19 protein-coding genes and 1 other annotated feature are annotated in these 20285 nt (G+C 45.0%); of the genes, 4 read left to right on the top strand and 15 right to left on the bottom strand.

Translation table 11 applies throughout. The features are described from left to right. Positions 1–56: 56 nt before the first annotated feature. Positions 57–1268 carry an anti-sigma factor gene (locus AC58U0_RS17270; protein WP_497380231.1) on the bottom strand — a complete coding sequence of 404 codons (1212 nt, stop codon included), beginning with the start codon at positions 1266–1268 and terminating at the stop codon, positions 57–59. Further along, positions 1265–1813: an RNA polymerase sigma factor gene (locus AC58U0_RS17265; protein ID WP_029193553.1), complete on the bottom strand. Its 549-nt coding sequence runs from the start codon at positions 1811–1813 to the stop codon at positions 1265–1267. Before AC58U0_RS17265 ends, AC58U0_RS17270 begins: the two co-directional genes overlap by 4 nt. A gap of 346 nt (positions 1814–2159) precedes the next feature. On the opposite strand from AC58U0_RS17265, the gene AC58U0_RS17260 reads away from it, so the two are divergent. The 3 genes from AC58U0_RS17260 to AC58U0_RS17250 are packed head-to-tail and all read left to right on the top strand — an operon-like array spanning position 2160 to position 6002. Further along, complete coding sequence (locus tag AC58U0_RS17260) at positions 2160–3728, top strand: spore germination protein (protein WP_497380230.1); 1569 nt, start codon at positions 2160–2162, stop codon at positions 3726–3728. After that, positions 3725–4834 (top strand): GerAB/ArcD/ProY family transporter, encoded by a 1110-nt coding sequence (locus AC58U0_RS17255; protein ID WP_497380229.1) that lies wholly within the window; start codon positions 3725–3727, stop codon positions 4832–4834. The genes AC58U0_RS17260 and AC58U0_RS17255 overlap by 4 nt, the downstream gene beginning before the upstream one ends. Beyond that, positions 4824–6002 (top strand): Ger(x)C family spore germination protein, encoded by a 1179-nt coding sequence (locus tag AC58U0_RS17250; protein ID WP_497380228.1) that lies wholly within the window; start codon positions 4824–4826, stop codon positions 6000–6002. Before AC58U0_RS17255 ends, AC58U0_RS17250 begins: the two co-directional genes overlap by 11 nt. Positions 6003–6213: 211 nt before the next feature. On the opposite strand, the gene AC58U0_RS17245 is transcribed toward AC58U0_RS17250, so the two are convergent. From AC58U0_RS17245 to AC58U0_RS17230, 4 genes are all read right to left on the bottom strand, one after another. Beyond that, complete coding sequence (locus AC58U0_RS17245) at positions 6214–8772, bottom strand: DNA internalization-related competence protein ComEC/Rec2 (protein ID WP_497380227.1); 2559 nt, start codon at positions 8770–8772, stop codon at positions 6214–6216. Positions 8773–8907: 135 nt separating this feature from the next. Further along, positions 8908–9072, bottom strand: a complete 165-nt coding sequence (locus AC58U0_RS17240) for a hypothetical protein (protein ID WP_497380226.1) — start codon at positions 9070–9072, stop codon at positions 8908–8910. Between the two features lie 351 nt (positions 9073–9423). Beyond that, the gene (locus AC58U0_RS17235; RefSeq protein WP_057303150.1) at positions 9424–9936 is read right to left on the bottom strand and encodes a deoxycytidylate deaminase; all 513 of its coding nucleotides are present in this window, start codon (positions 9934–9936) and stop codon (positions 9424–9426) included. Positions 9937–10045: 109 nt separating this feature from the next. Continuing rightward, positions 10046–10714: a helix-hairpin-helix domain-containing protein gene (locus AC58U0_RS17230; protein WP_497380225.1), complete on the bottom strand. Its 669-nt coding sequence runs from the start codon at positions 10712–10714 to the stop codon at positions 10046–10048. Positions 10715–10971: 257 nt separating this feature from the next. On the opposite strand from AC58U0_RS17230, the gene comER reads away from it, so the two are divergent. Next, on the top strand, positions 10972–11790 hold the full coding sequence (gene comER, locus AC58U0_RS17225; RefSeq protein WP_057303152.1) for a late competence protein ComER: 819 nt from the start codon (positions 10972–10974) through the stop codon (positions 11788–11790). Between the two features lie 36 nt (positions 11791–11826). Here the strand turns inward: comER and leuS are convergent, their stop codons facing one another. The 9 genes from leuS to yqeH form a co-directional block, all read right to left on the bottom strand. Further along, positions 11827–14295: a leucine--tRNA ligase gene (gene leuS / locus AC58U0_RS17220; protein WP_497380224.1), complete on the bottom strand. Its 2469-nt coding sequence runs from the start codon at positions 14293–14295 to the stop codon at positions 11827–11829. Positions 14296–14382: 87 nt separating this feature from the next. Then, positions 14383–14730 (bottom strand) — a binding site (T-box leader). A gap of 68 nt (positions 14731–14798) precedes the next feature. Continuing rightward, positions 14799–15557 carry a class I SAM-dependent DNA methyltransferase gene (locus tag AC58U0_RS17215; RefSeq protein ID WP_497380223.1) on the bottom strand — a complete coding sequence of 253 codons (759 nt, stop codon included), beginning with the start codon at positions 15555–15557 and terminating at the stop codon, positions 14799–14801. Position 15558: 1 nt separating this feature from the next. Next, on the bottom strand, positions 15559–16452 hold the full coding sequence (locus AC58U0_RS17210) for a CvfB family protein (RefSeq protein WP_497380222.1): 894 nt from the start codon (positions 16450–16452) through the stop codon (positions 15559–15561). Next, complete coding sequence (gene rsfS, locus AC58U0_RS17205) at positions 16449–16796, bottom strand: ribosome silencing factor (protein WP_060645306.1); 348 nt, start codon at positions 16794–16796, stop codon at positions 16449–16451. Before rsfS ends, AC58U0_RS17210 begins: the two co-directional genes overlap by 4 nt. Positions 16797–16814: 18 nt before the next feature. Further along, a complete protein-coding gene (gene yqeK, locus AC58U0_RS17200) occupies positions 16815–17381 on the bottom strand; it encodes a bis(5'-nucleosyl)-tetraphosphatase (symmetrical) YqeK (protein WP_497380221.1) in 567 nt (188 codons plus the stop codon). Then, positions 17371–17958: a nicotinate-nucleotide adenylyltransferase gene (locus AC58U0_RS17195; protein ID WP_057303158.1), complete on the bottom strand. Its 588-nt coding sequence runs from the start codon at positions 17956–17958 to the stop codon at positions 17371–17373. The genes yqeK and AC58U0_RS17195 overlap by 11 nt, the downstream gene beginning before the upstream one ends. Positions 17959–17970: 12 nt before the next feature. Then, positions 17971–18264, bottom strand: a complete 294-nt coding sequence (gene yhbY, locus AC58U0_RS17190; RefSeq protein ID WP_029193567.1) for a ribosome assembly RNA-binding protein YhbY — start codon at positions 18262–18264, stop codon at positions 17971–17973. Between the two features lie 20 nt (positions 18265–18284). Then, on the bottom strand, positions 18285–19148 hold the full coding sequence (aroE, locus tag AC58U0_RS17185) for a shikimate dehydrogenase (protein WP_497380220.1): 864 nt from the start codon (positions 19146–19148) through the stop codon (positions 18285–18287). Positions 19149–19165: 17 nt separating this feature from the next. Further along, on the bottom strand, positions 19166–20281 hold the full coding sequence (gene yqeH, locus AC58U0_RS17180; protein ID WP_497380219.1) for a ribosome biogenesis GTPase YqeH: 1116 nt from the start codon (positions 20279–20281) through the stop codon (positions 19166–19168). Between the last annotated feature and the right edge of the window lie 4 nt (positions 20282–20285).

The raw sequence follows: 20285 nt of genomic DNA, 5'->3' as shown, positions 1-20285 counted from the left end.
GCTTCCTTATACAACATACGCTAGAACCGTCAAATTGGTGCATTCGTATCACAAATTTACTTAGCTGCTTCCTCTTTCGCATTTACATCAATGAGAAAAGTGTGAAGCGAGCCTTCGCTTTGAACTTGATAAAATAATTTGTCGTCCTTCGACCATTCCACTAACGTGATAAGATCACCAGACTTCCAAACTTGCTTGGACGCAAAAATTACTTCTTTGGTAGAGCTGTTTCGGATCACGACATGCTGCTCTTCAACAACAGCCTCAAGAACGCCTGTTGTTGATTTCAACGAATTCGCACTAGGTGCTGTCAAAGAAAATACGCCTCCAACATCACTCGTTTCTCCACCCTTCTTAGCAGCAGGCGTAGGTGTTGGTTCCGTAGTTTTCATTACCTTCTGGTCTTCCGGCACTTTATTTGAAGTTTCACTGCCTGCTGGCGGATTCGTCGACACAGGGTCCGATCCCTTCTTCTCATTCGTTCCAGCGGAAGCTTGGTCTTTCAGCCGTTCAGGCTCAGAGGTAGAAGGTGCCTGGCGCACACCATTCGTACCTTTCGCGGCCCCAGATGAACTCAGCGTTTGCGGGTCCTCCAGCTTCGCATCTGTTGTAGCTTGCGGCCCCGCTAGCCCATTTCCAACTGTTGCTTCTGGCTTAGCTTTCTCTTGCCCAAATGACTCAGCGGCCGGGGCATTAGGTGCCGCCTGCTTTGCGTCTGCACTGTCTGCCGCCTTTTTCTTGACAGCATCTTGTGCGGCGCTTGGATCAGAGGCCGCCGCGCTTGGCATCTGTCCGGCATTCTGGTTCTCAGATACAGACTTTGGCTGCAGCAAACCATCTGCATTATCCAGCATAGGATGCTTTAGGTTGAATGCAAAGAAACCAAGGATGAGACCTGCGGCAACGACACCACCTGCGAATTTCCAGGAGAACTGTGATCCTAAACGGCGTGTCCAAGGGAGTTTGGGAGGCTGCACAGAAGCTGTCTGGCTAGCATGGGTACCGAAAGCAGCCACCTTGTCGGTAATGGACCCCGCGGCATGTCTATCAATATCAGCTAGCTGCGGCATGATAGCATCGACCAAACTGTATGGAGGAATGACCTTTGGTAACTGGGTCAGTTCATCGGACAATCTTTGTAAACGTTCAAACATCTGTGCACAGTCCAAGCAATACATCAGGTGAGCATGAAGCTCATCTTCCTCTCTTGCATCTAAATCCCCATCCAGCTGTCTTTGCATAAATTCCATCACCTCTTGACAATTCATCCCCGAACACCTCCTTTCTGATATTCTTGGAGCAGCGACTGTAATTGCTGTCTAGCTCGAAATAAGTAAGACTTCACCGTGTTTAACGGTAAGTTGAGAGATTCTGCAATTTCATGATACGAAAAGTCCTGCAAATAACGGAGAACAACAACAGATCGATGGTGTTCGGGAAGCTTTTCGATTGCTTCTCTAATATCTTTGGCTAAATAGCCAACTAACATTTCCTGTTCAACATTATGTTCTGCTGTAAAGGTCATATCATGCTCATCAATCGAAACCGTTGGTTTCGCCTTGCGAAATTTATCGATGCAGATGTTCGTTACAATCCGCTGTACCCACGTCTTGAAGAGCGCTTTTTCTTCATAGGAATTAATTTTTGTATAAATCCGAAGGAGTGCCTCCTGTGAAGCATCGAGGGCATCCTGTTCATTATTCAAAATATAATAAGCGGTTCGATAAACGTGAGACTCAATTTCTCGCAATAGGGTAATGAGAGCATCACGATCACCGGCTTGTGCAGATCTTACCAGTTCGGGTGCTACCACTGGGATCCCTCCCTCTTGCAATCTTACAGACGCAGCAACGTCTCATAAGGTTGCAACTCTTTTAGAATAAAAAAACGATGGCAATCTTGCAACTACCAGAATATCAAATTTCCTGAAATAAATACACTTGTTATTAGACGTATGCCAGACCGATTAGTTTCACCTTCGTCTCACAAACCGTTCTCCTCTCTCTCATCCATCAAATTACTCTCCATTGTAAGCTTTTTTAAAAGAAGGGATAGTACTATGTTTGGGTAGTACCGCCTAGGAAATTGCCATAGCCGATTAATTCTACCCGAAGTGGTAAATATTACAGATGAGCTATTCGAAAGTGGAGGGCTGCATCATGTTCAAACAATTATTTGGCAGAAAGCGTCTGCTTCGAACCCCTCAGGTTCCCAACAAGCCAAACATTTCAAGTCCAGATTCCAATAAACTGCTATCAGCATCATTGCAAGAAAATTTAACTACCATTCAGACAATCCTGCACCATCCAAGCGATCTGCTCATAAGACATTTTACAATCGGTACAAACCAATATCCGTGTGCATTAGTCAGCATTGATGGTCTGGTCGACATTGCTATGATTAATGAGCAATTATTAAGCCCAATGCTCCATTCCTTTGATCATCCTGTTACCTCAACTTCGGATTTAATAAACGTATTGAAGCAGCAAATTCTGACGGCTTATGAGTTGGAAACAGTTGAACTTCTAGACGAAGCTTTAATGGCCATTCTATCTGGCGATACGCTTCTTCTATTCAACAATCTCGCACAATGCATCATCATTTCCAGCTGCGGTTGGAAAACCCGTTCGATTGAAGAACCACAAACAGAATCGATAATTCGGGGACCCAGAGCAGGCTTTACAGAAGACATACGCACGAACACAGCTTTGCTTAGAAGAAGAATTAAAGAAACCAACCTTGTTTTTGACACGTATCAAATCGGTCAAAGAAGTAGACGTGAGGTAATTGTCACTTATATTGCAGATATTGTGCATCCCGACCTTGTGAAGGAAGTTACTCGCAGAATAAAGACCATCGACATAGATGATATCGAAGGGTCCGGCTACTTGGAGCAATGGATAGCAGATAGTTTCCTTAGTCCATTTCCTCTTATTATGAATACGGAACGGCCTGATCGAGTATCTGGAGCACTTCTCCAAGGTCGAGTTGCTATTCTTGTAGATGGAGACCCCTTCGTCCTCATATTGCCGATTACATTCGCTTCAAGTTTGCAATCACCCGAAGATTACTACCAACATTGGCTCATCTCTACGTTGACTCGGGTACTCCGATTAATATCAGCTTTCATCGCTACCTTTTTGCCAGCTATTTATATCGCTTTGCTCGAATTTCATCATGGGATGATCCCTTCAAAATTGGCATTCTCCATCGCTGGAGCTCGGGAAGGCGTGCCATTCCCTGCAGTCGTTGAAGCTTTCGCCATGGAATTCACGCTCGAACTTCTCAGGGAAGCAGGACTCCGACTGCCCAAACCAATTGGCCAAACCATTGGGATCGTAGGTGGTTTAGTTATTGGAGAATCAGCTGTGGCTGCCGGCATGGTAAGTCCCGTTATGGTTATCGTCGTTGCCGTTACTGCTATCTCTTCCTTCTCGCTGCCTTCTTATTCGTTTGCCATTTCACTGCGCGTCATGCGATTCAGCATTATGTTGGCCGCTGCTTTTTTAGGCTTATACGGAATCATCTTAGCCTACATCATGATCAATATTCACCTGGTAAATCTGAAGAGCTTTGGCGTTCCATATTCCACCCCTTTTGCGCCAATTTTATTACGGGACTGGAAAGATCTCATTTTAAGATCCCCCCTGTTATTCGTGAAAAAAAGGCCGAAAATGATGCAAACCAAAAATGATCAGAGAATGAGAGGAAGGAGAAACAGAGGATGAAATCTTTTGAATATGGTGATAGTGAGATCGGTTTCCTGGATATAGTCATCACGATTTCATCCATGATTATTGGCGTTGGTATACTATTTCTGCCGAGGACACTAGCGAAAACGGTACAATCATCTGATGGGTGGGTGTCCATGCTTCTCGCAGGACTTCTTGCGATTGGTTCAGCCTGGATGCTAGCCAAAATTGCGGTTCATTTTAGCAAACAAGGTTATTTTGCTTATGCCTCAGCAGCCGTTACGAAGCCTATTGCCCTCATTGCAGTCATTTCTCTCATCGGTTACTTTATCCTATATAGTGCTTATGAAGTTAGGGCTATTGCTAATATTTCCAAACAATACTTATTTGAGCGGACTCCTGTTGAAGCTATATCCTTAACCTTCTTACTGGTTGTCGTATATGCGGTTTCCGGCAGCCGTGTCGGTATTATTCGTCTTAATATTTTATTTTTACCCATTGTTATCGTCATCTCACTAGTCGTACTCACTTTTAGCATGAACATATTTCATTTAGACGACTTAAAGCCTTTCTTAATCTCAGATTGGAAAGGTTTAGCGAAGGGAGTGCAAACAAGCGCATTCTCGCTCTTTGGTTTCGAAGTCATCTTAATTTACATCACCCTAATGAATCACCCAGAGAAAGCCCCGAAAGCTGTTGTGATCGGAGTAGCTATTCCTATTGTTCTATATACGGCAATCTACATTACTTGTGTTGGTGTATTTTCACATTTCGCCCTTCAACAAATTTCGTATCCTGCCGTAGAGCTTGCCAAGGAAATGCAAATTCCAGGCGCATTCTTTGAGCGTTTTGAATCTATATTTTTTACAATTTGGATTATGGCTGTTTTCACAACGACGATTATGGCCTATGACTGTTCCATCTATCTGCTTATGTCCGTTTTCCCTAAAACAAAGAAAAAAACGTGGGTATTCCTACTAAGTCCGTTCATTTATATACTTTGCATGTTTCCACGAAACATAGCTGATTTCGATGAAATAAGCGGTATCATTAGTTATATTGGATTAATTGTCGCCATTCTCTTTCCTATCCTCATCCATGTTGGCGCTAAACTTCGAGGAGTGAATAGTGATGCTTCTTAAAAAAAGGAGCTGCTGGACCAGTCTAATCTGCATCCTCTTCCTTTTAACAGGCTGCTGGGATCGTATAGAAATAGACCAACGCGGGTTTGTAGTCGGCGTTGCTATCGATTACAGCAATGCTCAGAAACACAAATTCATAGGAACCTACCAGATTGTCGTACCCAGCGGGCTGAAACAAAGCAGTCAAGGACAAAGCGGATCAGCCAGTTCCAATAAAGCCTACTTTAATTTATCAACAACTGAGAACTCTATGCCTGCCCTTAGCTCGAAATTGGCAATTAGGACGAGTCGTTCCCCTTATTTCGAACATCTAAAAATCATTATCATTTCGAGCGAAGTAGCCAAAGACGATAAAATTTTCGCTGACTTGTTGGACTTTTTCTTACGAAATAGTGAAATGCGAAGAGGCGTTCAAATATTAATTGCTAATGGAAAAGCCTCAGATATATTAGATATCCCTACTTTCAATGAACCAACACCTATCGATTATATGACATCTATTGCTAGAAACGACCGAAAATCCAATTACATGTTACCCGAATCACGAATAGGTGATGTCCACGAATTTTTGGTCAAACATGAAAGTTTCGCTATTCAAACTGTAAAATTGGAAGAGAAAGGCGTTTCAATGACCGGATCCGCTATCTTCGATGGTCATACGAAGGAACTGGTCGGATTCTTGCAAGGCGATGAAACGCAAGGGTTGAACTTCGTCACTGATCAAATTAAAGGCGGGATCATCGAAGCTAAGATTAAGGATCACACTTTTGCCTTCCGAGCGGAAAGAGCGAAAAGTAAAATAACAATGCAGCAGCTCAATCCAACAAAGTTCAAGTTTAATATTAAACTTGCAACTGAGGGCGTTCTTGATAAATCGACTTCAGATTATGATCCCTCTACTTCAGAAGCAATTAAAGATTTAGAGAAAAGCTTGGAAGATATGGTCAAAGCCAATACCCTTAAAGCAATCAAAAAGCTCCAACAAACTTATAAAAAGGATGCATTGGGGCTGGGTGCTTTTTTATATCAAAATCATTATAGAATATGGAAACCAATCGCAAATGATTGGGATCAGGGATTAAATATATTCGCACAATCAGAGATTAACGTGCAGGCAGAGGTCATTATAAGGCGTATCGGAAATATCATCAAAACGACAGAGGAGTAATGCAAGTATGTGGTTTTCTCTCATTGGAAGGTTTCCTTCAGGGATGATACTGATTTGTACCATTCTCTCATTCGTCATTCCCTTCGGAGTTCATTGGATATACAAAGAGCTGCACGCGCATGGGGATCCACCATGGAAACAGGAGCCTACAGCAGAAGAACACAAAGATCCACAATCCAACAACTCTGGATAGTGGCCATTCAGATGTTAATTAATCTATTATTTTAACTCGGGAGTAAATCCCTTCTTTGCGGACTTCAAGTTGCACTTCCCCCATTTGATCTGTTCGCAACACCTGCACCTCATTTTCATCCAAACGCCTTAATACATCAAGTGATGGGTGACCATAACTATTCATAGCTCCTACGGATATGACGGCCCAGGAAGGCTTCCAAAAGTCGAGCCACCCTGGTGTCGTCGATGTTTTGCTGCCATGATGAGCAATTTTCAGTACATCGACTTTGTGGTTTATATGTTGTTCTTGATCAATTAACGAAGGATGTTCTTTTAAATAATCAACGACAACAGCTTCAGATTCTTTCTCCATATCCCCCGTAAATAACCAACGCGTCCCCTGCATCTCGAGCAAAAAAACAACGGACTGCGCATTCTGTTCTTTGACAATTTCGATGAGCCGATTATCTTTTTCCAAAGGATACAGGACTTGCAATCTGGTAAGCGGATCGATCTGAATCCAATTGCTTACGTTCGCAGGCAAAAGCGGCACTTTTCGCGATAGCAGGGTGACAAATAATTTCTCGATAATTGCCCCTGGCTTGAGCGTTCCATTAAAGAGAAACTGCTTGACGGGCATTTGCGCAATAACTGCCTGTAGACCGCCACTGTGATCCGCATCTTCATGTGTGAGAACGACGAGATCAAGTTGATGAACACCACGTTTCTTGAGCAGCGGAACGAGCAGCTTTTGGCCAACTTCATAAGGATCCTTGCGAATTTTCCAAGCTTCACCAGGTTTCCTAAATGTAAGAGTCCCTCCACCATCAATCAGAATATGTCGACCATAAGGTGTGCGAATCAGTATAGCATCACCTTGACCCACGTCGATAAATTGAACGAGACCGGAACGGTTGAAGCGCTCAGGCGAATACCCCATCCAAAGCAATAGCAGGAAACCTGCTGCCGCACATACTAACCATTTCGATAAGTTCACTTTCCTTTTACCTTTGACACTTACCAAAATGATTGGAAGCTCTCCTCCAGCTTGTTGAGACAAGCGCTGACATAATCCATATATCAAAATGAGAAAAGCATAATAAAAAGCAATCCAGGGTAAGCTTGGCGACGGCCAAAGCAGCTTAAACTGCTGTAAATGCTGAAGCTTGTCTGTCATCCAGAAAATCACTTCGTTTAACCAAGAAATAAACCAACCGATGCTCTTTCCAGCAGGAACGTAAACCAGTCCCAGAACTAGAGCAAGCAGGCCAGCCGGGAATACAATCATGCTAATAACAGGAACCAGGAAGGCATTAGCCAGCCAAGACAATAAAGAAAACTGATTAAAATAATAAATGGATACCGGAAAGGATACCATTTGGGAAACAAGCGTGATAGAGGTCGTATTTCTTATAATTGGGGAAGAAATCCACGGAACGAATAAATTATTGACTCTTTGTACGCCAACAATGAGACCAAGTGTAACCAGAAATGAAAGCTGAAAGCTGACATCCAGCAGGAAGTATGGATCCCACAAAAGCATGATCCATGCGACAATCGCCATAATATGCAAAACATCCTTAAAGAGCCCTCGCCGTGCTGCATAGAGGGCAATTATAGACATGAGTCCGGCCCGAACAATGGAGGGGGAAGCACCTGTTAGTAGGATATAGAATGGCAATAACCATATACAGATAAGCAAATAGGTCTCCTTTGCCAGCTTTAATCGGCGCATGATCCAAATACAAACACCAAGAAATACGGCTATATTCAAGCCGGAAATGGCCAAAATATGCGTCAATCCCAGCTCCGAAAATTGCTGGAAGCGCTCGGGATCGAGATCGTCCGTCTGACCGATCAGCATGCTCTTCATGAACCCCGCCTGCGGCGCGGGGAAGATAAGGTCCATGCGCCTGCTGAGGGCGCCGCGCAGCTCGTCGTTCCAGCGCAGCAGCTGGACGACGCTTAAGCGCGCAGCCGCAGGCTCGACCTGCGCCTGATCCACCCCTTTGGCGGAGAGCAGCCAATGGGTGTGGTGAAGGCGCAGGTATCGGCGGTAGTCGAAGCCGCCGAAGTTGCGGGCTGGGGACGGGCTGCGCAGCGTCCCGTGCAGCGTCAAGGCGTCGCCTCGGCGCCAGCCCGACGCCACCGCCTGCTGCTCCTGCTGGAGCAGGCGCAGCGAGACCTGCATGCTTTCCCCGCCGAGCGGGAAAGCCTCCGCACTTGGGAAGCGAATGGACTCCGCTTCCATCGTGAAGCTGGCCCTGTCGCCGTCGACGGTGACAGGGCTGGAGAATCGGCCGAGCAGCGTGACCTCGCTGCCGTCCAGGTTCTGCTGCTGCGCTAGCGGCAGCAGCGCAGAGACGTTGCGCTGGTCGGTCCATTGGAAGTAGCCATAGGCTACTCCGACCAGCAGCAAGGCGCACAGCGGCTGTCTGCCAGGCAGCCGCAGCGCATAGATGACGATAAGCGCGGCTAACAGCAGCGCGCTCGTCATCAAAGATAACCACCGCAGCTCGGTATAGAGCGCGAGCGCGTAGCCAGTTATCCACAGACAACACCCTATAACAACTGGTCGTTTCATTAGCATTTGCATATGTATTCGCTCCCCCTCCTCTTGAATGTTATAAAATCGAATTGTAATTATTTACATGAGTTACGAAAATAGACGAAGCGATCTATACATTGAAAATTCATCATTTATCATTTATCATTTATCATTCATCATTCATCATTCATCTTTCTTCTTTCTTCTTTCTTCTTTCTTCTTTCTTCTTTCTTCTTTCTTCTTTCTTCTTTCTTCTTTCTTCTTTCTTCTTTCTTCTTTCTTCTTTCTTCTTTCGTCTGTCATCTTTCGCCTTCTTCCTTTATCTGGATCTTCAACATTCACCTTCATCATTTATCTCATCATTCATCTTCGTCATTGGATTTTTTACAATACTTTTCACTCTCAGACCTCGAAAAACAGCTTCTATTGGAGCAATTCCAATAGAAGTCTCTTAAAAAGACAATTTTCAAGGAAAATCATTAATTCCATTGGATTTTCTCCAACAGAAGTACGATAACCCCAGTCAGAATAGCGATTACACTGTATTTACTCCAATGAAAATGTAGATTCCGCGCCATTACCGCACCTTTGATATCCATACTTATCCCCATCTAAAAAACAAACAAAAAACCTCTCCCCAGATCAGCCCCATAGGCTGCGTCTAGAAAAAGGTTCTTCCTCTCGCTTCAGTAAACATATTTAATTCACGACATCAGATACAGTACCAGGCGGAGGTTCATATCCTTCCATTCTACGGAAAACGATGCCTCTGTTCTCCATCAAATGGCTTACTTTCTCATGATCCTTAGGATACCCGCGATGGAAAACGATCTCCATCACACCGCTGTTGGCCAGCATATTCGCACATGTCCAGCAAGGCTGATCTGTTACATAGACAGTCGATCCTTCGCGATCTTCCCGATCCGTGAACAGCAACAGATTTTGCTCTGCATGAATCGTACGAATACATCGCTGTTTACGAATAACTTCCTCGGTATCATCTACCACTTTCAACTCGATTTCTTCCACAAGCATGCAGCCTGCTTCTGTACAATCAGGCACACCCATTGGCGCACCATTGTAAGCTGTTCCAAGTAACTTCTTACCCTGCACCAACACTGCCCCAACGTGCCGACGGTTACATCTTGATCTCGTTGAGGCCATGTAAGCAATATCAAGGAAATAAGTATCCCAATCTTTACGGTTGCTCATAACGGATTGCAATTCCTCCTTACGAAGATCCTTGTATGTTCTTGGACCCCTTTTTTCATTTCTAGTATTCTCTCATATTTCCTAGCAAAATAAAAGAAAGGAAAGAATATTAAGAAGTTACATAAAGAAATAATTTTAACTTCTCAAGCATTTTCTCTCCGATGCCCTTCACCTCCATCAGCTCTTCAATCTGGTTAAATCGTCCCTTTTTCAACCGATAGTCCAGTATGGCCTTTGCTTTGCTCTCTCCAATACCCGGTAATTCAACTAATTGCTTGAGCGTAGCTGTGTTTAGATCCAATTGATCGGTAGACCGTGCTGATGGCAAGCTAGCTTCCGGTTTTTCATTTGATACAACAGTAGGCGTAGGTATTGCTGTAAGTGCAGGTATTGTCGTATTTGGTTCAGTGTCACTCGTTGCTTTCGGTTCTGTGACTCTCGTTCCCTTCGGTTCTGTGTCGCTCGTTGTTTTCGATTCTGTGTCTCTCGTTTCCTTCGGTTTTCTATCTTTCGTTCCCTTCGATTCTGTATCTACTTTTGCATTCGATTCTGTGCCTATGTTTGATTTCAAGTCTGATTTTCTTACAGGCTTTGCATCAGCTGCCGGCTCATCTCCAGGATGAGAAATCATAGCCTGCATCTGAGAGTTCAAAGGCATAAAATCCGTTTGTATCATAGATCTGCCTCCACGAATGAATGGCCAAACGACGAAAGCAAATAAACAGATCGCTGCCATCATGAGCAGTATCCTTCCTCTTTTGGAACCAAAAAAATCCACGAATTCCCTCCTAAGAGTTTTGCTTTAGCAAAACTGGCATCGTAAGCATAACCTTTAAAGTTTTGCTTTAGCAAAACTAACTTCGTAAGCATAATCATTAGAGTTTTTCTTTAGCAAACTTGCAACTTAAGTCTTTCCAAACATAATTGCTGACATATGAACATATACATGAAAAAGCATCTGAATGGCATTTAAAACTGACCCCGTTCAATAAACTATGAAAGAAAGTGACTGATTTTTTCGGGAGGGATTACTGGATGAAAGCAGGATTCATCGGTACTGGGAGTATGGGAAGTATTCTGATTGAAGCGTTCATTCATTCTGGAGCTTTCAATCCGGAGCAAATTATTGCGGGAAATCGAACAATTCATAAAGTTGAGCTTCTAGCGGAGACATATCCTGGACTTCATGTTGCCGGGTCGAATAGAGAAGTCGTACTGGGGAGCGATCTCATCTTTCTATGTGTGAAGCCGTCTGAATTTAAGAAGGTTATTGATGAAATCAAAGAGGACGTGCTTCCCTCTCAACTCATCGTGTCCATTACAAGCCCTGTCCTGCTCAAACATTTGGAAGGTCTTCTGCCGGCGAAAATCAGTAAAATTATCCCGAGTATCACGAACTACGTGCTTAGCGGTGCGACACTATGTATTCATGGGAATCGAATGCAGCCTGAGGACAAAGAATGGCTAGAGAACCTATTTGCGCATATTTCCTCACCTATTCGTGTATCCGAAAATTATACGCGGATCTCTTCTGACATATCTAGCTGCGGTCCCGCTTTTTTAGCCAAATTCCTGCAATCTTTTATTGATGCAGCCGTTGAGGCAACTGGTATTTCTATTGAGGAAGCTACCTTACTTGCCAGTGAAATGACGCTAGGCACAGGAAAGCTGCTTACAACCGGAGGATTCAACCCTGCTACCCTTCAAAAACGCGTATCTGTTCCCGGTGGAATTACAGCGGAAGGCTTACGTATTTTGGACGATGAGCTTGCGGGGATATTCTCACGAGTCATTAGTGCTACACATGCCAAATATGAAGAAGACATTGAGAAGGCTGAACTGCTGTTTACTTAGAAGCAGCAGCCTTCCCAAATTGCCAACTTTGTATTGCTATCCTACGACAATATTTACTAATTTGCCTTTTACAACAATCAATTTGCGAACGGCCTTTCCGGCGGTCGCTTCTTTGACTTTATCGAGGTCAAATGCGATTTTCTCCATCGCTGCTTCATCCGTATCCTTGGAGATCAGAACACGATCAACAATTTTACCATTGACCTGTACAACAATTTCAATTTCATTGTCGACTGTCCACGCTTCATCATAGGTTGGCCACGGCTGATACGTAATTGATTCTGTGCCGCCGAGCTTCTCCCAAAGTTCTTCGGCCAAATGCGGCGCAACTGGAGATAACATCTGAACGAAATTTTTCATCGCTTCAAGCGGTAAACGCTCTGTTTTATAGGCTTCGTTAACGAAAATCATCATTTGACTGATCGCTGTATTAAACCTAAGGGCTTCGAAATCCTCGGTAATTTTTTTGATCGTTCGGTGCCAAGTACGTTTGAATGAATCACTGCCTAATGTTTCGTCGGCGCTGATTTTAGCATTTATCTGACCATTTTCGTCTACAAACAGCCTCCACACACGATTCAAGTAACGATAGATGCCATCCACACCTGTTGTATTCCATGGTTTTGTAGCTTCAAGTGGTCCCATAAACATTTCGTAAATACGTAGTGTGTCGGCCCCTTGATCGCTGACGATATCATCCGGATTTACAACGTTACCGCGAGACTTACTCATTTTCTCCATGTTCTCACCAAGAATCATCCCTTGGTTTACAAGCTTATGGAAAGGCTCCTTGGTATGAACAAAACCAAGATCATAAAGCACCTTATGCCAGAAACGCGCATACAGCAAGTGAAGAACAGCATGTTCCGCTCCGCCGATGTAAAGATCTACAGGCAGCCATTGCTGCTGAAGCTCATGCGAACAAAACTCTTTATCATTACGCGGATCGATAAAACGTAAGTAGTACCAGCAGCTGCCGGCCCATTGCGGCATGGTATTCGTTTCACGGCGAGCTTTCATGCCGGTTTCCGGATCAATTGTGTTTACCCATTCGGATACGTTCGCAAGTGGTGATTCTCCTGTACCTGATGGTTTAATTTCATCGACTTGTGGAAGCAAGAGTGGCAGTTGATCCACGGGAACAGGCTTCATTGTGCCATCTTCAAGATGAAGAATTGGAATCGGCTCTCCCCAATATCTTTGACGGCTGAAGAGCCAATCTCTCAAACGGTAGGTTACTTTGCCGCGGCCTTTGCCGTTTTGCTCCAGCCACGCGATCATATGGCTGATCCCTTGTTCGATGTTCATGCCATTAATCGGACCGGAATTGACGTGTTCGCCATCCCCTGCGTAAGCTTCCTTCTCAACATCTCCACCTTGCACGACTTCGACAATCGGTAAATCAAACTGTTTTGCAAACTCCCAGTCACGTTGATCGTGTCCTGGAACAGCCATGATTGCACCCGTACCGTAACCGCCAAGCACGTAGTCAGCAATCCAGATCGGCACTTTCACGTTATTAACCGGATTGACAGCATAAGCCCCTGTGAAAACACCTGTCTTGTCTTTTGCCAGATCCGTACGCTCGAGATCGCTTTTGCGGGAAGCCTTTTCTTGATACTCCTTAATGGCAGCAGCTTGATCTCCCGTAGTAATTTGCGCAACAAGCTCATGCTCAGGTGCCAGAACGCAGTACGTGGCGCCAAACAATGTATCTGGACGTGTAGTGAAAACCGTCAGACTCTTCTCATCGTATCCGTCAATCGCAAATTGGACTTCTGCGCCTGTTGATTTACCAATCCAATTGCGCTGCATATCTTTAATGCTTTCGGACCAATCCAGCTCCTCAAGATCTTCAAGCAGACGTTCAGCGTACTCAGTAATTTTCAGGATCCATTGACGCATCGGCTTACGAATAACGGGATGGTTACCGCGCTCGCTCAGACCGTCAATTACTTCTTCATTAGCAAGAACAGTTCCCAGCGCTGGACACCAGTTTACAGGCACTTCATCCACATAAGCGAGTCCTTTATTGTACAACTGGATGAAGATCCATTGTGTCCATTTGTAATACTCAGGATCTGTTGTACTGATTTCACGATCCCAATCGTACGAGAAGCCTAGTGATTTAATTTGACGACGGAAAGTATCGATGTTCTTCTTGGTGAATTCTCGCGGATCATTTCCCGTATCCAGTGCGTACTGTTCAGCAGGAAGTCCGAAAGCGTCCCATCCCATTGGATGAAGTACGTTAAAGCCTCTCATCCGTTTGAACCGTGAAACGATATCAGTTGCTGTGTAGCCTTCCGGATGTCCTACATGCAGACCAGCTCCAGATGGGTAAGGGAACATATCCAGCGCATAAAACTTCGGCTTATCGGAATTCTCAAGCACCTTAAATGTTTTCTTCGCATCCCAATAAGCCTGCCATTTCGGCTCAATTTCTTGTGGATTATAGCCTTGCTGCTCTTTTGTTTCTTTAGTTTCTTTCGTTTCCTGTGTCATGTTCAAAATCCTCCCTGTGTACAGCCATCCTCATCATGATTCAAAGCGCTGTAAGCGCCAAAAAACCCCTCATCGCTAGCGGATATCGCTAGGGACGAGAGGTTAGATTCCCGTGGTACCACCCTAGTTAACACAAGACATTCTTTGCCTGTGTTCACTCTGCCCCTTAACGCGGGTGAGACGATCCAGCTAGCACCATATATAGGGATCTTTGAGTGGAGCTCAAAGTCTCTCCGCTTTGGGATCTTTGAGTGGAGCTCAAAGTCTCTCCGCTTTGGGATCTTTGAGTGGAGCTCAAAGTCTCTTCGCTTTAAATGGTGATTCACCTTCTAGCTCCAAGGCGAGTTCACAAGACTGACATCTACCGGCTTCCACCCTACATCCGGCTCTCTGAAAGATGCTGTACAAGTTACTATTCCTCTTCTAAGCTTTAATCATCTAATTAGCTTTGATTATATGTAAAATAATGCCGCACTGTCAAGCCGCAAAGAACCTCACTGCCGTTATTTCTTTGCAATAAAGAAAGCTCGCTCTGTCATAGAGGTAGGCTGCTCCCAAGTGAAGTCAGCAGCCATATGCACCTCAGTGAAACCGACTGCAAGCAGCATTTCCTTAAGCCATTGTAAAGAATAAGCCCTTTGAAGATGAGTTTCATCGATGCGTCGGAAAGTATCCTTTCCGTTATCTTTTACAAATATGGTCAACTCGTGCTCAATCTGCACTCTTTCATCATCTAACTCGCTTGTCCAAATGTAGGCAACATCGTCTTCATTCAGGAAAAAGGGCTGAGAGTCTGCATAAGCGAACAACTGCTCAGGAGTATGCACATCGAAAAGGAAAAGCCCTCCAGGCTTGAGCCCCTTAAAGGTTTGACGGAAAGCATCAACGATATCTTCTTCCTCTAACAAATAGTTGAGACTATCACAGATGGAAAGCGCTGCATCCACTTGTTCACCGAGGTCCCATTCACGCAGATCCTGTTGTACCCAATGAATGGCGCCACCGCGCAGTTGACTCTTGTGCTCTCCCGTTTTTTGCTCAGCGACTGCCAGCATGTCTTCTGATAAATCAATACCCGTCAGCTGGTATCCCTCCAAGGCTAGAGGAATCGTCAAATTCCCAGTACCACAGGCCAAATCAACAATCGTAGATGGTTTCATACCAAATCGATCGAAGCTCTCTTTCACGAAACGAAGCCAATCTTCATATGGCATGCTATTCATCAAGCGATCATAGGTGTACGCGAATTTTTCGTAACTCATGTTAACCTTGAGTCTCCTCTTGCTTCAGATAGGTCCAATCATCTTCTTGATAAATGAGCCCGTCCTTCATAAGCTTGCCTAATGCGCGTTTGAAAGCCGCTTTACTTAGTCCAAACCGATCCTTGATAATATCAGCCGACGTTTTGTCCGAAAATGGCATCGCATTACCTGGACGTTCTTGGAGGACACTCAAAATTCGCTCAGCATCTTCATCGCGGCCTTTTTCCTTCGGGAGCCGCATCGACAGATTGACCCGCCCATCCTCTTCACGAACGAATGCGACACGCACTTCAACCATCTCACCTACACGAAGCAAGCGTGTCCGTTCCGGAGCAGCTATAAGTCCAATAACACCATAACCAAGGACTCCGGCTTCGCAAATGACGAAGGTGCCAATTTGCAAAGGTCTGTACACACGTGCTTTGACCCACTGATTACTCCAACTCGAGGGTGCACGAACGCAAAGAGGAGCCAGGTCCTCTTCCAGAGCCAGCTTAGCGATTAAACGTCCTTGCCGATCGTGAGCTAATGTGGCAAATACCTTATCTCCTACTTGTGGACGCAGTTCCTCGAGCTCCGGCACATGTCTGTAGGGAAGCAACAGGTTGCGGCCCAGTCCCATTTCCAGAAAATATCCAAATCTAGGGTGAATATCTACAACTTCCAGAAGTCCTACTTCGCCCATGAGAAGAAGAGGACGCTTCATCGTAGCCATCAATCGATCCTGCGTATCATGGAACATGAAGGCTTCAACATGCTCTCCGGGTTGTATCTTACCTACGATTTCTGCATAAGGCAGAAGAACATCCTGCTGGCCGTCAGTAAGGAAATAACCGTTAGGAGGAACCTCCCTCGCTACCTCTAGGGTAACAAGGGATCCTGCTTCCATTCTCATACGCGCTCCACAACTTTGGCATCGGACCAAAGTCTTTCGATATTATAATATTCACGATCATCGCGGTGGAAAACATGAAGAACAACATCCCCTAGATCAAGCAAAACCCATCTTGCTGTATCAATACCCTCGTAGCCTCTGATATTAACGCCGTGCTCATGCGCTTTCTTTCTAGCTTCGCCGGCAATTGCTTGCACTTGTGTTTCTGAATTCCCGTGACAAATAACGAAATAGTCGGCGATTAGGGATACGCCTTTCAAGTTCAGGGTTACAACATCTGCCGCTTTTTTATCTTCAGCAGCCTCAACAACAAAAGCCAAAACTTCTTCTGGGTTTTTACTCATTCAATCATCCTCCAAGGTTTATGTGTTTATTTGTGTAATCAAATCGTTCCGAGTCAAAATAGTAAGCGGATAAATCCGTTTGCCTTTGGCAATTAAAAAGCTAATTGTAGAATCAAAACCGGCGACCAACGCCTTCTCTAGGCTTTGCTCAGCGATTTCGCGAATGATATCTACACCTGGAAAATCACGTCCGGGCTCCATATAATCCGCTAAGCATACGATTTTGTCCATTAATGTCATCTGAACACGACCGGAGGTGTGATACCGAATTGCATCTAGTATCTCCTCATCATGGATGCCAAATTGCTCCTTAGCGATATAAGCTCCAGCATGGGAGTGCCACAGCTCTTTATCATAATCCAGCAAGTCTTGGGGCAATCCGTTCTCGCGGATAATCTTAGCTTGCTCCTGAACGGGCCAATACTTGCAATAATCGTGCAAAATGGCCGCCAGATCGGCTTTGACCGGGTCTCCACCAAAGCGTTTCGCTAAGATAACGCTAGTTTCCATAACACCGAGTGTATGCAGCCAGCGTCGCTCAGGCATTTGTTCCTTAACCGCCGCAATCAGTTCCTCACGATTCATACAAACGGTTCACCTCCATATAACCATTCACCGCATCTGGGACAAGGTAACGGACTGAACCATTCCTTTGCCTTTCATTACGAATAGCTGTTGACGAAATTTCAACAAGCGGCATGGGAACAATCGTGACTCGATTACGAATGTTAATAGGCATATGCGATAAGTCAAGCTCATAACCAGGTCTAGCTAATCCAATAAAGCGAATATGCCGCACGATGTCATCAATGCGATGCCACTGCGGCAAATATTGAACCATATCGGCACCTATAATATAAGCAAATTCCGTACCTGGATATTCCTTGCTTAGCAGCTCAATCGTATCGATACTATAAGATACGCCGCCTTTGTTGATTTCGATATCAACTGGACGAAAAAAAGGATTGCCTTCCGCTGCAAGGCAAACCATCTCCCAGCGTTGCTTCGTCGTCGCTTTCGGCGCATTTGGCTTATGCGGCGGCACATTTGCCGGCATCAACCACACCTCGGCGAGATCTGCTTCCACCCTCGCTCTCTCCGCCGCGATCAGATGACCGGTGTGGATAGGATCGAAGGTGCCACCCATTATTCCGACAAGCATACTTCCACCTCTTTAGCGCGGCAGTTCAATCTTCTTCTTGTCACGCGATTCTTTGTAAAGCACGACGATTTTCCCAATAACCTGCACGAGCTCTGCGCCAGACTTTTCGGATAATTCAGTGCCGACCTCGTCGCGGTCTTCTCCACTGTTGTTGAGTACAGTAATTTTAATCAATTCACGAACTTCCAAAGCTTCTTGAATGTGACGGATTAAATGATCGTTCACGCCGCCTTTACCTACTTGAAAGATTGGATCTAAATGGTGCGCCATTGAGCGCAAATAACGTTTCTGTTTGCCTGTTAACATAGATGTCCCTCTATTCATTCTTATTCAGCTAACGACTGTTCTACCACCTGTCTCATCGCCGCAACGGGCGCAGGGGTACGAGTCCAATATTCAAAGGCAAAAGCACCTTGATAAATAAACATACCGAGTCCGCCATGTATGCGGGCTCCTCTTGCTTCCGCTTCACGAAGGAATCTTGTAATTCGCGGATTATAAATGAGATCGCTGACCAGATGATGCGAACGCAGGAGTTCAAGCGGTAACGGAACTTCCTCAACATGAGGATGCATTCCGGCCGAAGTTGTATTCAGAACGAATTGGACCTCATCTACAACAGGTCCTAGCTCGTCCATGCCAAGTCCAATCGCTTCGGTGTACGTACTGATCGTGTCGGCAAGTTCCAAGGCGCGTTCTTTGGTTCGATTCGCGATGTAGATACGGCGAATCCCTTCTTTGGCAAGCGCATAGGCAACGCCTCTGGCCGCTCCACCAGCCCCAAGAAGAAGAACACTTTTCCCTTTCAGATCAATACCCGTCTCTTCCTTGAGCGATCGCACATAGCCAATACCGTCCGTATTGTAACCGGTGAGCTTACCTGATTCATTAACGATGGTATTCACCGCCCCAACGATCCTAGCCCCTTCATCGATTTCATCCAAGTACTGCATAACTTCCACTTTATGCGGAATCGTTACGTTGATACCTCGATATCCTAATGCCCGTATCCCGCGAACAGCATCCCCAAGTTCTTCTGGACGAACGTGGAAAGCAGCGTAAACTGCGTTAATACCTGCTTCCTCAAAAGCTCGATTCAACATAATCGGGGAACGGGAATGCCGTATCGGATCTCCGAAAACCCCATATAGAATGGTATGACTGTCAATCGTCGTCACCAGTTTCTCCATGTTCTCCTCTTGTCCCCCTAAATCAACGACTCACGCGTGATAACCTTAATCCCCTTCGGCGCATGAACGGCAAGCTGAGCTCCAGCTAAGCTGTTCACTTTAATCCAGCCTAAACCAGAGATCAGCACATCCATCTGTTTCCCCTTCGGAATGTGCAGCGGATGCTTCACAAGCTTAGGCAGCTCGTCCAAGTCTGCTAGGTTAGGAGGCGCAAGCATGACACCTTTATGTTCTTCATACAAATCATCAGCCTTTTCCAGCTTTGTACGATGAATTTGAATGGCATTAGACGTGTAGCAAGTAAATGATTGATGCTCACCGCTAATAAAATCAAATCGAGCTAAGGCGCCAAAAAATAGCGTTTGCGCTTCATTTAACTGAAACACCATCGGCTTAAGTGGTTTGTCTGGCATGATTCTAGCTAAATCACGCTTTTTCACGACTTCGGTTAAACGATGTGTATGCACAATACCAGGTGTATCAACAATAAACCGACCATCATCCAGTGGGATTTTGACCAGATCCAGCGTTGTTCCAGGATATTGTGACGTTGTAAGCTCTGACTCCAGATCACTATAATCACTGATTAAGCGGTTAATGAGTGTCGATTTACCGACATTCGTTGCACCGACCACATAGACATCCATGTTGCCGCGATATTCCTGCACAGCTGTAATAACACGATCGAAACCAATGTTTTTCTTTGCACTGCAAAGGATGATATCAACAACCTTGAGGTTCTCTTCTTTGGCTCTGCGCTGTACCCAATTAATGATCTTATTTGCGTTCGTCACTTTTGGCAGCAAATCGATCTTGTTTACGACTAACAGAACAGGATTCGTACCCACAAAGCGTGCAAGACCGCTAATCATACTGCCTTCAAAGTCAAAAATATCTACGATTTTCACAACCAGAGCTTTCGTTTGGCCGACATGTCCTAATAATTTAAGGAAGTCGTCCTGCTGCAATGTGATGCTCGAAGATTCATTATAATGCTTGATGCGATAACAGCGTTGACAAATAACTGGTTCCTTCTGCAACGCTTCAGCCGGGATAAAGCCCAGCTTCCCCTTTTCTTCCGTTTGCAGCAATACGCCGCACCCCGCACAATGACTAATCGTTTCTGTACTCATGAAT

This window comes from Paenibacillus sp. J31P190, from assembly GCF_059692075.1.
The sequence above is the reverse complement of the archived record's forward strand: the minus strand, read 5'-3'. Positions and strand labels throughout refer to the sequence as shown.

What these genes read in the sequence shown, in the direction of transcription:
- AC58U0_RS17270 (WP_497380231.1), bottom strand. Translation starts at nt 1,268, where the DNA reads ATGAATTGTCAAGAGGTGATGGAATTTATGCAAAGACAGCTGGATGGG.
- AC58U0_RS17260 (WP_497380230.1), top strand. Translation starts at nt 2,160, where the DNA reads ATGTTCAAACAATTATTTGGCAGAAAGCGTCTGCTTCGAACCCCTCAG.
- AC58U0_RS17255 (WP_497380229.1), top strand. Translation starts at nt 3,725, where the DNA reads ATGAAATCTTTTGAATATGGTGATAGTGAGATCGGTTTCCTGGATATA.
- AC58U0_RS17250 (WP_497380228.1), top strand. Translation starts at nt 4,824, where the DNA reads ATGCTTCTTAAAAAAAGGAGCTGCTGGACCAGTCTAATCTGCATCCTC.
- AC58U0_RS17245 (WP_497380227.1), bottom strand. Translation starts at nt 8,772, where the DNA reads ATGCAAATGCTAATGAAACGACCAGTTGTTATAGGGTGTTGTCTGTGG.
- AC58U0_RS17240 (WP_497380226.1), bottom strand. Translation starts at nt 9,072, where the DNA reads ATGAAGGTGAATGTTGAAGATCCAGATAAAGGAAGAAGGCGAAAGATG.
- AC58U0_RS17235 (WP_057303150.1), bottom strand. Translation starts at nt 9,936, where the DNA reads ATGAGCAACCGTAAAGATTGGGATACTTATTTCCTTGATATTGCTTAC.
- comER (WP_057303152.1), top strand. Translation starts at nt 10,972, where the DNA reads ATGAAAGCAGGATTCATCGGTACTGGGAGTATGGGAAGTATTCTGATT.
- leuS (WP_497380224.1), bottom strand. Translation starts at nt 14,295, where the DNA reads ATGACACAGGAAACGAAAGAAACTAAAGAAACAAAAGAGCAGCAAGGC.
- AC58U0_RS17215 (WP_497380223.1), bottom strand. Translation starts at nt 15,557, where the DNA reads ATGAGTTACGAAAAATTCGCGTACACCTATGATCGCTTGATGAATAGC.
- AC58U0_RS17210 (WP_497380222.1), bottom strand. Translation starts at nt 16,452, where the DNA reads ATGAGAATGGAAGCAGGATCCCTTGTTACCCTAGAGGTAGCGAGGGAG.
- rsfS (WP_060645306.1), bottom strand. Translation starts at nt 16,796, where the DNA reads ATGAGTAAAAACCCAGAAGAAGTTTTGGCTTTTGTTGTTGAGGCTGCT.
- yqeK (WP_497380221.1), bottom strand. Translation starts at nt 17,381, where the DNA reads ATGAATCGTGAGGAACTGATTGCGGCGGTTAAGGAACAAATGCCTGAG.
- AC58U0_RS17195 (WP_057303158.1), bottom strand. Translation starts at nt 17,958, where the DNA reads ATGCTTGTCGGAATAATGGGTGGCACCTTCGATCCTATCCACACCGGT.
- yhbY (WP_029193567.1), bottom strand. Translation starts at nt 18,264, where the DNA reads ATGTTAACAGGCAAACAGAAACGTTATTTGCGCTCAATGGCGCACCAT.
- aroE (WP_497380220.1), bottom strand. Translation starts at nt 19,148, where the DNA reads ATGGAGAAACTGGTGACGACGATTGACAGTCATACCATTCTATATGGG.
- yqeH (WP_497380219.1), bottom strand. Translation starts at nt 20,281, where the DNA reads ATGAGTACAGAAACGATTAGTCATTGTGCGGGGTGCGGCGTATTGCTG.